Source organism: Aquimarina sp. Aq107, assembly GCF_943733665.1.
Classification (GTDB): Bacteria; Bacteroidota; Bacteroidia; order Flavobacteriales; family Flavobacteriaceae; genus Aquimarina.
Map to the genome: position 1 here is coordinate 3,413,990 of NZ_OX030782.1, position 15,160 is coordinate 3,429,149.

The following is a 15,160-nucleotide window of genomic DNA, read 5'->3' on the forward strand; positions in this document are numbered from 1 at the left end:
GAGGTTTTTACTACATAATCAAGTTAAAAATTATCCTTTAACAGGTTTTGTAGTTGTCTTTTTCCCAATGTGTTTTGCATAGAATCCCATCATTGCCTTATACATTGCTACAGAGTTTTCTTCTTTTGCAAAACCATGACCTTCATCATATTTTACCATATAAGGAACATCAAACCCTTTTTCTCTTAGCGCTTTTACGATTTGATCAGATTCATCAATATTAACACGAGGATCATTTGCCCCTTGTACTACAAATAATGGTTTCTTAATCTTATCTATTTGATATACTGGTGAAACTTCTTCCATAATAGCTTTTTCTTCAGCTACGTCTTCATCATACCAGATTTCTTTGATTATTTTTAAGTACGGTTTCCAATATGGAGGAATAGTTCTCATAAAAGTAAATAAATTAGATACTCCTACATAATCAACTCCGCAAGCATATAAATCTGGTGTTTTTGTTAACCCGCGTAGTACAGCATAACCCCCATGACTACCACCATAAATTGCTACTTTATCCTTATCGACCCAACCTTGATCAATTACATATTGTAATCCATCCTCTACATCATCCATAGCTTTTCTTCCAATTTGTTTGAATCCGGTTTCTAAGAATTCTCTACCATACCCTCCAGAAATTCTAAAATTTACCTGTAATGTAGCGTATCCTCTGCTTGCAAACAACTGTGACTCTGGATTGAATCCCCAAGAATCTCTTATTCCCTGTGGTCCGCCATGTGGATTTACAATTAAAGGTACTTTTTTACCTTGTATTGCTTCTTTAGGTAATGTAATATATCCGTGTATCGTTAATCCATCTCTACTCTTAAAAGTAATAGGACGCATCTCTGCCATATCATTTTCCTTAAGTTGAGGCATTAAGTTATACAGCAACTTAAACTCATCTTTTTTAACATCATATGAGTAATACACTCCGTACAATTTATCACTTTGGAAAAAGATCAAATATTTATCTTCATCATCAGTTTTTCCTGCTATAGAATATTGGTGATCAGGAAATTCTTTAGAAATTCTTTCGTGTAATTTCTTATAATAATCACTAACAGGAATGATTACTCTTTTTTCTCCTTGGTATGAGAAATAATCTAATTCATATCCTCTTTTTCTGGATAAAGAAAGATTAGAGACATCATACTTATCATTAGAGAATAACTTCTTAATTACTTTATCTTTTTTCAAGTCATACAAGTAGATTTGTGACTTGTCTGTATCTAAGTTAGATACCACATACGCATCATGAGGGTTATCTGTGGAATAATCATAGTTTAGGATAGAAAAAGTGTCTTTCCAATTCATTTGCTTAAGGACGTCATATTTTCCATCTTCTTTAGCGTAATAGAAATCTACATTTACTCCATCTCTTATCTTTCCATATCCTCGTAGATTACCATCCTTATCAAAATTATAGCCTGCTATTGGATTTGCAGCATCTTCATTGTTAAATAATTGCTTAATCTCTCCTGTAACAATATTGATTTTATAAGGTTCGAAGATTTGTTTATTATTCTTATTCATAGAGATGATCATATGATCTTTATCCTCTTTTAGGCCTTCTAATATATTTACCTGAACACCTTCATACGGAGTTAATTCTTTCTGATCGGTTCCATCTATGTTTGCTGCAAAAAGATGGTAGTCTTCATCTCCTCCTTTATCCATTACGTACACAAGTCGTTCATTATTAGCCCAACCATATCCACGAATTAATTCTTCTTTTTCTTCGATTACCCTAGTTACTTTATCCGAAGCTATTTCCTTAACATATACGTGATTTTTACTATTCTCATCCTTCTCTCGATAAGAAAGGTATTTTCCGTTTGGAGAAAACTGAAAACTTCTTGCTTTTGGTCTTGCAAAGTAATCTTCTACTGAATACTTATAATTACCTTGATCCAAACTTGCAATTTTATCTAATTCGACATCAGAAGAAACCAATGTTGGATTTCCAGGTATTGTTTTTTCTGATTTTTCCATTTCTAATGGTAGTTCCATTCCGCCTTGGTAAAAAGTTCCTGTTAACTTATTATTTCCCAGAGCTGCCACATATTTGATCCCTGCTTGTTTAAAAGTCAAAGTTAATTGATTGTTTTCAAAAACCGTAGTATCCATAGGAATTCCACTTGCGCCTTGAGATGGACTATCCATTTTAGAAGATAAAGCTCCTTCTTTTCCTTCTATATGGAATATTAAAGGCATTTCTGTACCCTGCACAGATAGTTTCCCTTTCCAAGTTCCTAGGACTTCTTGTCCATGTATTTGAGTAAATGACGCACATAATAATATTATGAACACCCCCATAAATGATTTTAATAAATGTTTCATTTGATTTTATTTAGATTGATGTAAATTATGTAGATATCTATCGAATTAGTAAACGTTATATGGTTTTTGTTACAATATTTATATCATTTAGCAAATATGGTTTCACAATTTTAGCTTAATTAAATCATCAATCTGTTACAATTTTCATAAAGATTATATCACTAATTATGCTTTTAGTACTTTAGTTTATGAACACAAATGACCCTCATTATGAAAAGAATTTTAGTAGTATTATTAACGATCTCTATTATAGGTTGTAATCAAAAGAAAAAAGAAAAAAAAACTGCTCCTGAAGTTACTGAGACTAAAGATGCTATTCCTTTGGAGCCTAATGGTGGAATCGGGGATGGAGCTTTATCAATCTCAGATCACTTTATTAAAAGCATAGAAAAGGCACATAAAAAGGATAAGTTTTTAGATCACAAGGCAGTTAGTTTTTACATTAAAATTATTTTCAACGGAAAAGAACACTTAGAGGGTAAAGTTACCATGCTCACTAATTCATCAAAAATTAGAATTGATAAAAAAGATGAAAGTAAACTTATTTATGATGGAGAGAAGGTATATCTCTGTCCTGCTGATGCTAATGATAAAGGAGCTCGTTTCGATATGTTTACTTGGACTTATTTCTTTGGGTTACCATACAAGTTAAGTGATCCTGGTACGAAATGGGAAATGCAAGATGATAGAACTCTTAATAATACTATACACAGTACCGCTAAACTTACTTTTGAAGCCGGAACAGGAGATGCGCCTGATGATTGGTATGTGATTTATGCTGATCCAGTTGCTAAATCACTACAAGCTGCTGCTTATATTGTTACTTTCGGAAGTGATGGTGATACTTCTAAAGCTGAGGCAGATCCTCACGCCATACACTATAAAGACTTTACCTCTATAGATTCTATTCCTTTTGCAACAAAATGGGAATTTTACGGTTGGACTTCAGAAAAAGGAATGACTGATAAGTTAGGGGAAGCTACTATTAGTGATATTACATTTCTAGAAAATGAAGGTAAATTATTTGATGATCCCGAAAACTCTAAAATCATTGACTAAAAATATTAGTTAAACAAAAAACACCGCTTTTAAAGCGGTGTTTTTTTTATTCACAACTTCAGTAAAGTTTACAATCCCAAAATTACGAATTCCTCCCAGTTTCCTATTGATATTCTATTACAAGTCATTGATTGACCGCCATTTTCTGAACTAATATACTTATCATTATTTCCTTTTAACGCGTATTTGTTTCCTCCTCTATCTACTAATGTAAATTGTTCCCAAGAACCTATTTGTGATCTATTACAAGTGATAGGCTTAGTACCATCCTCGCTACTTACATATTTTCCGTTATTCCCTTTAAGTGCTATTTTTCCACCACCTAATGTTATTACTTCAAATTTCTCCCATACTTGTGGACTTGTTCGATTGCAATTCATGGGTCCGCTGCCATTTTCGCTGCTCACATATTTACCATTACTCCCTTTTAGTTCAATTATATTGTTAGAAACCTGCGCCGGATACATCTTATTAATTCCGATAACATCACTATCAGACAAACCATTACGTTGAGCATTGTACGTATTCCCATTAATACGAGTTATGGTTGGCTGACCATTTTTAGAAAAAGCATATGATCCATACATCATAATACTTCCTAGATCTAGATTAGAAGTGTATTCATTACCGTCCTGGCCTTGTTCTATATAAGTTTTAAAGTTAAATTCTCTACCATTTTGAATATTTTCGAATACTACCTTAATATATTGATCTCGATCTTTTCTACTTTGTTCATGCCATAATCCAATAGCATGCCCAATTTCATGAATTGTATTACCAGTCGAACATCCATTTGCCAAGGTGATATCTTGGCGTCCTCCAATACGCCCAACGTATGAAAAACATCCTGATCCATTTTTAAAATACACATAATTGGATTGATTTGTGCGAGATTCGAATCTTAACGCTGTTTTAGATTCCCAATGAGCTATTGCATTTGTTATTCGAGCTTGATTAGGCATTCCACTCTGGATTGCATAATACACAATGTTATTAGGCCATCTCCCACCAGTTCTACCTACTCCTTTGTTTGTATCAGATAATTCTATTTTTATATCACCTTCTAAAATGTAATATTTATTAATGCTCTCAACATCTATCTCTTCTCCATTTAAAGTGATTTGTAACAACTCTCCTGTTTCATTTGGATATGCCTGCTCTAAACTAAAATCATCATATATAATTTGTTGATCATCGGATTGTAGTTCTTTTGATTCGCATGAAATTAACAATATGCTTATTATCAATCCTATCCATAAGGGTTTTAGAATTCTAAAAAAATCCTTCATAATATGAGTTTGTGTGGCTTTAAAAACAATGCTATATTAACTATAACTTTTCTTTTTATTTTATGGAAAATACTAAGTGCCGTAAAACTTTTAAAAAACGATGTATATAAAAAAGTATTCGTTTACACGATGCAAAAGGACTTAATAATTGTATTATACTTTCTCTATTTTTTGTATCTTGTAGTAAACACAGGATATCCAAACTTAAATTCAAACTCATGACTCCATTATTCAAAAAATTACAACTACCTCCATCACTTGATGAGATATTAATACTGAATGAACCAGAAGGATTTTGCAAAGAACTAGATTGCCTAAAGGATGTTATAGTAAAAGAATCTTTAATACAAGTATCTGAAGTTGATTTTGCACTAGTCTTTGTTATGGAACAAAAACAAATCGAAAACCGAATCGAAACTATTTTTCCTAAATTAGTTGGTGATGCTATTCTTTGGTTTGCTTATCCTAAGAAAAGTTCTAAAAAATACAAGTCTGAAATCACAAGAGATAACGGATGGGGAGTTTTAGGTGACTATAACTTAGAACCTGTAAGACAAGTAGCTATTGATGAAGATTGGAGTGCATTACGTTTTAGAAAAGTAAGTTTCATAAAGCATATGAAAAGAAGTAAAGATTTTGCACTTAGCAGTGCTGGTAAGGCAAAAACAACTGGAGTTTAATGAGTTGGCATTTATATATTTTATCCGGTATTTTTATAATTGCCGGTATTTTTCACTTTATTAAACCAAAGGCATTTATGAGAATTATGCCGCTATATATTCCATATCATAAGCAACTAGTATACCTAAGTGGTATTACTGAGATCATTGCTGGTATAGGTCTTTTATTTTCCCAGACACGGTTTTTTTCTATTTGGTCTATTATATGCATGTTAATTCTATTTTTTCCTGTTCATATACATATGCTTATGAATAAAAAAGCAGGTTTAAATTTACCAAAATCAATTCTCATTTTCAGGTTATTACTTCAATTTGGCTTGATTTATTGGGCACAATCATATCTTTAAAAAACAAAATCATTGAATCTATTTAGTTCTCAAAACGAACATATTCAGCTAAAAATGGCAGATGGAGATGTACATTATTATCCATTTCTTTTTAAAAAAACCGAAGCCGATCATTTTTTTGAAATATTAAAAGAGTCCATTCAATGGCAACAAGATAACATAAAGGTATTTGGGAAAACCCATAAGCAACCTCGCCTTACTGCCCTTTATGCAAATAATGAAAATACCTATTCATATTCTAACATCACCATGCAACCTCATCTATTTACAGATCATTTATTAAAGATTAAAAAAAAGGTAGAAGATGTAAGTTCTGAGATTTTCACAACTTGTTTACTAAATCTATATCGTAATGGTCAAGATAGTAATGGTTGGCATTCTGATAATGAAAAAGAACTTGGTCCAGAACCAATAATCGCATCTGTAAGTTTTGGCGAAGAAAGATGGTTTCATTTTAAACATAAAACTAAAGAACTAAAGCAAAAACTATTATTACAACACGGCAGTCTACTTCTAATGCGCGGAAAAACTCAAGAGAATTGGTTACATCAATTACCAAAATCTAAGAAAATTACAAATCCACGAATTAATCTTACCTTCAGGATTATTAATTAGTTTTTAATTATCTAAAGTGAGATTAGAGATATCTATTATATCATTAGATACATATCTCGAGAATAATCCATAGATTTTAAATTGTAATTATCTTTTTTCCATAATATTAAGGTGAGTATAAAAAATCCTAAATGTAATATCGATAGTTCTATTGAATTTGCATCTAATAAAAAGAATGATAAAAATAAAAACAAAATCGATGCACTTATTAGCGTATTTCTAGTAAAATAACCAAGAATCAGAAACATTCCCAAGACAAATTCTTCAAAAGGGACTAATGGGGCTAATGCTTCAACCAAGTCATATTTAAAAATTGTTATTCTTGTAAAATACGTATCAATTTCATTCAGAAATTCTGAATAAACAATCACATTATAAGTACTGTGCACAGTTAAAAAAGCCCCGAACAGTATCCGTACTACTGTATATAAATAAACTCTAAACCTCATTGCTGATTTGTGTGAAAAATTCGCAGGACAAAAATATCTAGTGCCATCAATTACCTACTTGTAGAATTATAGGAACTACCTGTACTTTTAAAACATAAATAGTTAATTATCAGTTAAATAAAGTAAAAATATTCAAAAACACTTGTACAAAACAGTTATTAGGTTTGATTTTATTTTTGTAACTTTAAAACAAAAGAAAAATTGATTATGAATCGTTATACCTTACACGAGACCTTTGTTGTACATCAATATTCATTCGATAAATGGGAAGCGGAACCTCATAATCACAATTATTTTGAGATCATTTTTGTCGAAAAAGGAAGCGGTTATCACACCATTAATGGTATCCGATTTCGATATAAAAAAAATGACATTTTTCTACTTGCTCCAGAAGACACCCATCATTTTGAAATAGAAAAACATTCTGGTTTTACTCACTTTAAATTTACCGAACTTTTATTTTCTAGTAAAGTCAACTTACCCGATAGGAAATATTGGTTACAACGAATTGAACAACTACTACATCATCCTAATATCATTCCAGGAGATGTAATTTCTCATGAAGAAGACAGAAGTATTATCTGGGATATTCATAATGTAGTTATGGAAGAGTTTAAAAATGAAAAGATTTATTATCAAGAGATAATTTCGAATGCAATCAGTACTATACTAAGTATTATTGTACGTAATATTTCTGACAAATACAGTTCTCATGATAGAAATGTTTCAATAAACGATTCGAGAATAGATCAAATACTTGGTCATATTAGACAAAATGTATATGACAATGATCTTACCAAAATTAGTTATATGGCTAATAAGTTTAATATGTCACAAAGCTCAATAAGTACTTATTTTAAAAAGGCAACTGGAGAATCCATACATCAATATGTAACTAAGTACAAAATGAAACTTGTAGAATATAGATTACAAAATACAGAGTTTACTATTGCAGAAATTGCCTATCAATTAGGATATACTGATGAGAGTCATCTTACTAAGACTTTCAAAAAGTATTTCTCTATGTCTCCTAAACAGTACCGAAAAGATCTTACAGTAAGTAAATAAATTATAGTTTTATTTAACCAAAAATATCATTCAATATTTTAGCTAAACGTATTCCTCCCTTTTGTAATTGGGCTCTTACAATTGGAAAATTATTATACATATACTTATAGCCTAACTTTTCTCCAATATTTGCAGAAGCATATACTTTCTTTGCAAGACTCTGTGATTCATATATCCAGTCTAATACTTCGCCTTTTTTTATTGCTTCTACTTCTAATGTGGATAATTCATCTGCATTATCAGCTAATTCGGTATAACTCATGCCATAATAATCTAGCATTTCGCTATCCCAAACTCTATGTAAATTAGACCCGTCTCTAAACCAACGTACCTGGATATCGTTTCCTCCTTTATCCTCTCCTCTTCCCACATGTAATGGTTGATGTAAATCACCAATAAAATGCACTAACATTTTAAGATAAAACTCTTTATCTTCTTCAGAAGAGTCCGCACTTTTCAAAACTTCTACACATTTTTGAATTCCTTGAACCAAATCTCCATGTTTACTCGGAGTTTCTTCTCCATATTTTTTGTCAAAAGAAAAATTCACATAATGCCAGGGGCTATAGCCTCTATAGCGATCATCGCTTTTTATTTCATCAGCATAAATTGATACAAACGCTAATCCTTTGCCCTTTAAAATGTTAGAAATATTTCTTTTTGCCTTTTCTGTAAGATAGCTATTTGCTATCTCTCCTGTAACTCTATGACCGGTTTTACCCCAATCATCATTAAATGAGAATGCGCTAAAGGAAATAGTAAACAATAATAAAAAGGTAATGTATCGGGTAATCATTGGTATATATTTTGAAGCAAAGATAAAAAAGGGTATGTTAGTGAATCGTTAAATATTATTTTTAACAAAGATATTTTACCAAAAGAATTTTAGATCAAAAATATGGTAGCATATTTATCGTTTCATAAAGACATATCCTATAAACCCCAATATATATGAAAATAAGATTTTCATTATTTCTGATTGCTTTTACAACATTTTGTTTCGCTCAAGAGAAAGAAGAAAAGGAATATAATTCTGCGACCGTTAGAGTTAATCGTCTTATCGAAGGTACATTAACAACTCCATACTCCGACGATAGCGTTCCTCTTGTTATTTTTATTATGGATGCTGGAGCTATCAACAGAGAAGGAAATGACAGAATGTCTAAAAATGATGCTTTTAAATTATTGTCCATAGCATTAGCAAAGAAAGGTGTAGCATCTTATCGTTATGACAAAAGATTGTTTAAAATTGATGCTTATGGAATTAGAGAGCATGAAATTTTATTAGAACATTTTATTCAAGATGCACAAGCAATAGTTAAATATTTCAAGGAAAACGGCAATTACACGAAGGTAGTTTTGGCTGGTCACGGACAAGGTTCTTTAATCGGGATTGTAGCTGCCAAGGAACATGTTGATGGTTTTATATCAATTGCAGGAAATGCACAATCGGTAGATCAAATTGTAATACAACAATTAGAAAAACAGGCACCAGGTTTGGATAAAAGTGCCGCAGTAGCTTTTACTGAGTTAAAAGAAAAAGGAAGAGCTACAGATTACGATCCAGCTTTAGAATCTATATTTGGTTATCAATTACAGCCTTTTATGAAATCTTGGATTAAGTATACTCCTTCAGAAGAGATACAGAACTTAGAAATACCAATTCTAATATTACAAGGTGATAAAGATTTACAAGTAGAAGTCTCTGAAGCAGAAAAATTAAAAGAGGCCGCTCCTAATGCCGAGTATGTAATTATAGAAAATATGAATCACATACTTAGAGAAATAAAAGGTAGTAGACTAGAAAACCATAAATCTTATAACGAATACTGGCTTAAAATTATGCCAGAAGTTATCTCTAGTATTGCTAACTTCGTAAAAGACTAACCAATTAGAAGAATCACTAACCCTAAGCTAATTTAATTGAATTCACATCGTATTGTATTTTCTGATATTGACGGAACACTTCTTAACGCAGAAAGAGAACTTTCTGAATTTACTATTTCAGAAATAAAACGAATAAAAGATACTATTCCTGTTATATTAATTTCTTCTCGTATGCCAAGTGCTATGATACATTTACAAGAAGAATTAGATATCACTCACCTACCACTAATTTGTTATAATGGAGGTTTAGTTCTAGTAGATAAAAAACCTATTCATTCTACCTTTATACATCCAGATATAATACAGGAACTCGACAACTTTAATAATAAGAGCTCATTTCATATAAGCTTGTATCATAATGATGATTGGTTTGTTCCCGAAATGGATTTTTGGGCAAATAGAGAATCACAAAACACTAAAGTAACTCCAGTTGTCAAGTCAACAAAAAAAGTTATAGAAGAATGGAAAGCGGAAAAAAAAGGAGCTCATAAGATTATGTGTATGGGGGACGAAAAATATATTGAAGAAGCTTTTATTTTTTTAAAAACACATTTTAGCGAAACATTACACTTATATAGATCAAAGCCTACATATATTGAAATTGCTCATAAAAGTATTTCAAAATTAACTGCGATTGAATTACTGCTTAATGAGCATTATAACATTTCTCTTTCTGAAGCAGTAGCTTTTGGCGATAATTATAACGATATTGCTATGATAAAAGCTGTTGGTACCGGAGTAGCTGTTGCCAATGCGAAACCTGAAACATTAAAAATTGCTGATGTAATAACACTACCCGGAAAAGAAGATGGTGTTGCTACATATATAAAAAACAATATCTAATACTTGTGCTAAAAAAAATTACTCTGATTAGAATTCTAATATTTTACATTTTTACTATCTACTCTTTTACAGGTTGCAAACCAACAAAATCTGCAATAAAAGTAGATACTACACCAATTATTGCATCCTTAGATTTGGTAAATATTATAGATGATAAAGTGAAGGTAGAATTAAAAATCAATAGCATAAACTCAGACACAATCAGTTATTACCTGCCTAAAATTGTTCCGGGAACATACCAAAACAATAATTACGGAAAATACATCGAAGATTTTAAAGCTTTCGATAATGAAGGCAACGAATTGTATGTAAAAAAACAAGGAGATAATCGCTGGAAAATAAACAGTGCAAAACAATTAAGTTCCATAACTTATTTAGTAAACGATACTTTTGATACAGAAAACAATCATCAAATATTCTCTCCTACAGGAACAAATATTCTACAAAGCAAAAACTTTGTTCTTAATTTATATGCTTTTGTGGGGTATTTTGATAACAAAAAAGAAAATAAGTACAACCTTTTTATTAAACATCCCATAGATATGGAAGCTTCAACTTCTTTATCTGAATATTTACCAAAAGAGCCACAAGAAGGAGCTTTATATGATACAGATGTTTTTATTTTTAAGAGATATGCTGATTTAGCTGATTCTCCAATAATGTATTCCATTCCGGATAAAATAACTTTTAACATCAATGAAATTGAGGTTTTATTAAGTGTTTATTCTCCTACTAAACTACATCGTGCCGCGCAATTAATACCGCAAATTGAACGAATGATAAGAGCACAAAAGAATTTTTTAGGATATATTAATACCACAAAAAAATATAGTATTCTACTGTATCTCTCTTCTTCTAAAAGCGATGATGCAAAAGGTTTTGGAGCTCTGGAACACAATACCTCCACCGTTGTTGTACTGCCTGAATCAATACCGTTAAAAAAACTAAATGAATCATTAATAGATGTTGTTTCTCACGAGTTCTTTCATATTGTAACCCCATTAAGTATACACTCTGAAGAGATTCATGATTTTGATTATAATAACCCAAAAATGTCAAAGCATTTATGGCTATATGAAGGTACTACTGAATATTTCTCTTTATTATTTCAGATTAATCAAGCACTTATCGAAAAAGAAGATTTCTTTGAAAGAATTTTAGAAAAAATAAATAATTCTAAAAATTTTGATCAAAGCTTTTCTTTTGCAGAAATGAGTAAAAACATATTGCAAGATCCATATTTAGAAAATTATCGTAATGTCTATGAAAAGGGTGCTCTAATTTCCATGTGTATCGATATTATAATGCGAGAAAAAAGTAGTGGAGTTTATGGTATTGTTGATCTTATAAAAGGATTATCAGGAAGATTTGGAAGTGAAACTCCTTTTAAAGATGAAGAGTTGATTGATGTAATAAAAGAAGTTTCTTATCCAGAAGTAGCAGATTTTCTAAAATCTCATGTTATGAATAGTACGCCAATTGATTATGGATATTATTTAGAAAAAGCTGGTTTGATTTACAATACTATAGAAATTCCTTCCGAATATTTTATTCATGAACAAGAACCTTTTATTAAAGGTTCTGAAACTACTAAAAAGGTAGTTTTTACTGCTGGTGCAGAACGTAATAACTTTCTAAAAAAAGTAGGAATAAAAAGAGGAGATATTCTATTAGGCATCGATAATAAAACATATACCATAAAAAACATTTATGACCTTTTTAGTGATTCTAATAAATGGAATATCGGTGATGATGTTGTTTTTACGATCGAACGAAATCAAAATATTTTAAAACTTACTTCTAAAGTAATTACTCCTGCTGTAGAAAAAATAATTCTTAAACAGAATCCTGACGCTACTGAAGCACAAATAGCTATTCTAAAGAGCTGGATTAATGATTAACTCAACTTAGGAAGTTAATTTAATTTTAATCCAAAAATTGTATTTTGCAACGCATCTCACAATATAATGAACTCACACTATGGAAAATGTTCCTTTTTTTACCAATGACGCCATTGTTTTTGGAATTCTAATGCTATGCTTAGGTCTTGTTTTTTACACTTCATCGATTAAAACAAGTTTTTGGGAAGGGTTTTATAAATTTGTCCCAGCATTATTACTGTGCTATTTACTCCCTGCTATATTTAACTCCTTAGGAATTATATCTCCTGAATGGAAAGAACTAGATACTAATGGAGAGATTATCAAAAAATCTTCTAATGTATATTACATAGCAAGTAGATACTTATTACCTGCTTCCTTAGTATTGATGACACTTAGTATAGATTTAAAAGCAATCTTTAATTTAGGGCCAAAAGCATTAATTATGTTCGCTACAGGAACTATCGGTATCATAATTGGGGGGCCTATCGCTATTTTATTAATCTCTTTAATTTCTCCAGAAACTGTTGGAGGTGCTGATTTTGATGCGGTCTGGAGAGGTTTATCTACACTTGCTGGTAGCTGGATTGGTGGAGGAGCTAATCAAGCTGCTATGTTAGAAATTTACGAATATAATCCTGATAAATACGGAGGTATGGTACTCGTAGATATTGTAGTGGCAAACCTTTGGATGGCTATTTTACTAATTGGTATTGGAAAAAGTAAAAAAATTGACAAATGGCTAAAAGCGGATAGTAGTGCCATTGAATCACTAAAAGAAAAGGTGTCCTCTTATGCAGAAAGCGTAAATAGAAATCCTACTTTAACGGATTATATAATTATGTTATCTATCGCTTTTACGACCGTGGGCTTAGCACATTGGGGAGCAAATGGAATGTCTGGATTTTTATCCAATAACTTCGAAGTATTTAATGATAAAAGTTCTGCCTTATCATCCTTTACTTCTCAATTCTTTTGGATGATCACTATAGCAACCGCTATTGGAATTCTACTGTCCTACACCAAAGCGAAAAAATATGAAGGAGCAGGAGCTAGTAAAATCGGTAGCATTTTTATTTATATTCTAGTTGCAACAATTGGGATGAAAATGGATTTAAAAATGATATTAGAAAATCCTGGATTAATTGGAATTGGGTTGGTTTGGATGACCATACATGCACTTCTTTTAATTGGAGTTGCTAAATTGATAAAGGCACCCTACTTTTTCCTAGCTGTGGGTAGTCAGGCTAATGTAGGAGGAGCAGCATCAGCTCCAGTAGTAGCAGCAGCATTTCATCCATCCCTAGCAACAGTTGGCGTACTCTTAGCAGTGTTTGGTTATGTGGTAGGAACCTATGGTGCAATTCTATGTACAATATTAATGCAAATTGCTTCTGGAAGTTAGTTTTTCAATCTAATTTATAGCATCTTTGTATTCGATTTTTTCAAAATTAAAAACCCATCAATGCGACAATTTTTTACCATATTATTGTTATCTACTCTCATCCTAAGTTGTAGTTCTCCTAAAAAAGAAGGAAATGTTTCTATAAACGGAACAGTAAAAGGACTTAAAAAAGGAACATTATATCTTCAAAAAATTAAAGATACTATCTTAATAAACTTAGATTCTTTAGTTATCGATGGAGATCCTCAGTTTACATTTCAAACTACTGTTCAAGAACCTGAAATTCATTATTTATTTTTAGATAAACATGATGGAACTCAATTTAATGATCGTATTGATTTTTTTGCAGAGCCAGGAGTAATTACGATCAACACTTCTTTGAATGGTTTTGAAAAGGAGGCAATTATTGCCGGAGGCAAAAATCAAACTAAATTGATTGAGTACAACAAAATGAATAAAAGATTCAAAGAAAGAAATCTAAGAATTATAAAAGAAGATTATGAGGCGAAGAAACAGAATGATGATGAAAAATTAGCTGAAAACGATATCGCTTACAAAAATCTACTTCGACAAAAATATTTGTACACTATCAATTTTGCCATCACCAATAGAAAACTAGAAGTAGCTCCATACATAACTCTTCACGAAGTTTTTGATGCCAATATTAAATATCTAGATACTGTAGCAAAATCATTATCTCCAAAAGTTAAAAAATCAATATATGGCAAACAACTAACTGATTACTTAAAAGAGAGAAAAACAAAAGAAGCTGAAAGAGTAGAAAAAGATCAGTAAATATATTTTTCTAAAAACAATGACATCGTAATTTAACCATAAAATATTGATAGAAATACCGCAGGCTACTTAAAACAATTTTCATTAACTTAATTGACTCACAATTAACTCTTTAAACTACAATTATGTTAAAAAAAATTTTAAACTTACAAGGGGCTCAACAATTAAATAGAAAAGAACAAAAAGGTATTTCTGGAGGAGGACGTCCTGGTGCTGGAGGCGGTGGATGCTGTAATCCTTCATTGTCTTGTTGTACAACTACTGACTTAGTTAATAATCCAGCATGCGGAGCGACTTACATTCCTGGATGTTACTTTCATCCCGCTAATCCAAATACACCAAGTTATCCTTACTATAACTGCTGTATCTAAAAAGTTATCTTACATTTTTTTTGGTAAAAACGTTATTAAAAAATAGTAAGTGATATCACTTAAGACATTAATAGCCCTAAACTTCTAAAGAAGATTAGGGTTGTTTATTTAATAGAATGTATTAAGAAG

General features: G+C 31.1%; 15 protein-coding genes. 11 read left to right on the forward strand and 4 right to left on the reverse strand.

Features of this window, described 5'->3' with window-relative positions; genetic code table 11:
* Positions 1-30 precede the first annotated feature (30 nt).
* Positions 31-2,343, reverse strand: a complete 2,313-nt coding sequence (locus NMK29_RS14650; protein ID WP_108803522.1) for a S9 family peptidase — start codon at positions 2,341-2,343, stop codon at positions 31-33.
* 210 nt (positions 2,344-2,553) lie between these two features.
* On the opposite strand from NMK29_RS14650, the gene NMK29_RS14655 reads away from it, so the two are divergent.
* Entirely contained in the window at positions 2,554-3,402 is an 849-nt protein-coding gene (locus tag NMK29_RS14655) for a DUF6503 family protein (RefSeq protein WP_108803521.1), read from the forward strand.
* A gap of 68 nt (positions 3,403-3,470) precedes the next feature.
* Here the strand turns inward: NMK29_RS14655 and NMK29_RS14660 are convergent, their stop codons facing one another.
* A complete protein-coding gene (locus tag NMK29_RS14660) occupies positions 3,471-4,691 on the reverse strand; it encodes a M12 family metallopeptidase (RefSeq protein ID WP_108803520.1) in 1,221 nt (406 codons plus the stop codon).
* Between the two features lie 218 nt (positions 4,692-4,909).
* On the opposite strand from NMK29_RS14660, the gene NMK29_RS14665 reads away from it, so the two are divergent.
* From NMK29_RS14665 to NMK29_RS14675, 3 genes are read left to right on the forward strand one after another with little or no spacing between them, the layout of a single operon-like run.
* Entirely contained in the window at positions 4,910-5,371 is a 462-nt protein-coding gene (locus NMK29_RS14665; RefSeq protein ID WP_108803519.1) for a hypothetical protein, read from the forward strand.
* The gene (locus NMK29_RS14670; protein ID WP_108803518.1) at positions 5,371-5,718 is read left to right on the forward strand and encodes a MauE/DoxX family redox-associated membrane protein; all 348 of its coding nucleotides are present in this window, start codon (positions 5,371-5,373) and stop codon (positions 5,716-5,718) included. Before NMK29_RS14665 ends, NMK29_RS14670 begins: the two co-directional genes overlap by 1 nt.
* Positions 5,719-5,730: 12 nt before the next feature.
* Positions 5,731-6,333, forward strand: a complete 603-nt coding sequence (locus NMK29_RS14675) for an alpha-ketoglutarate-dependent dioxygenase AlkB (protein ID WP_234424270.1) — start codon at positions 5,731-5,733, stop codon at positions 6,331-6,333.
* A 35-nt stretch (positions 6,334-6,368) separates the two neighbouring features.
* On the opposite strand, the gene NMK29_RS14680 is transcribed toward NMK29_RS14675, so the two are convergent.
* On the reverse strand, positions 6,369-6,782 hold the full coding sequence (locus tag NMK29_RS14680) for a DoxX family membrane protein (RefSeq protein ID WP_108803516.1): 414 nt from the start codon (positions 6,780-6,782) through the stop codon (positions 6,369-6,371).
* 207 nt (positions 6,783-6,989) lie between these two features.
* Between NMK29_RS14680 and NMK29_RS14685 the strand changes: the two genes are divergently transcribed.
* Positions 6,990-7,850, forward strand: a complete 861-nt coding sequence (locus NMK29_RS14685; RefSeq protein WP_108803515.1) for an AraC family transcriptional regulator — start codon at positions 6,990-6,992, stop codon at positions 7,848-7,850.
* Positions 7,851-7,863: 13 nt separating this feature from the next.
* Here NMK29_RS14685 and NMK29_RS14690 read toward each other — a convergent pair whose 3' ends face one another.
* Complete coding sequence (locus NMK29_RS14690) at positions 7,864-8,646, reverse strand: S1/P1 nuclease (protein WP_108803514.1); 783 nt, start codon at positions 8,644-8,646, stop codon at positions 7,864-7,866.
* Positions 8,647-8,801: 155 nt separating this feature from the next.
* Here NMK29_RS14690 and NMK29_RS14695 point away from each other — a divergent pair, with 155 nt between their 5' ends.
* From NMK29_RS14695 to NMK29_RS14720, 6 genes are all read left to right on the forward strand, one after another.
* Positions 8,802-9,737, forward strand: a complete 936-nt coding sequence (locus NMK29_RS14695; protein ID WP_108803513.1) for an alpha/beta hydrolase — start codon at positions 8,802-8,804, stop codon at positions 9,735-9,737.
* A gap of 36 nt (positions 9,738-9,773) precedes the next feature.
* Complete coding sequence (locus tag NMK29_RS14700; protein WP_108803512.1) at positions 9,774-10,580, forward strand: Cof-type HAD-IIB family hydrolase; 807 nt, start codon at positions 9,774-9,776, stop codon at positions 10,578-10,580.
* 5 nt (positions 10,581-10,585) lie between these two features.
* On the forward strand, positions 10,586-12,481 hold the full coding sequence (locus NMK29_RS14705) for a peptidase M61 (RefSeq protein ID WP_108803511.1): 1,896 nt from the start codon (positions 10,586-10,588) through the stop codon (positions 12,479-12,481).
* A 79-nt stretch (positions 12,482-12,560) separates the two neighbouring features.
* Entirely contained in the window at positions 12,561-13,865 is a 1,305-nt protein-coding gene (locus tag NMK29_RS14710; RefSeq protein ID WP_108803510.1) for a DUF819 domain-containing protein, read from the forward strand.
* Between the two features lie 60 nt (positions 13,866-13,925).
* Positions 13,926-14,660, forward strand: coding sequence for a DUF4369 domain-containing protein (locus NMK29_RS14715; protein WP_108803509.1), 735 nt, complete (start codon positions 13,926-13,928; stop codon positions 14,658-14,660).
* Positions 14,661-14,785: 125 nt separating this feature from the next.
* Entirely contained in the window at positions 14,786-15,031 is a 246-nt protein-coding gene (locus tag NMK29_RS14720; protein WP_108803508.1) for a hypothetical protein, read from the forward strand.
* Positions 15,032-15,160: the final 129 nt, after the last annotated feature.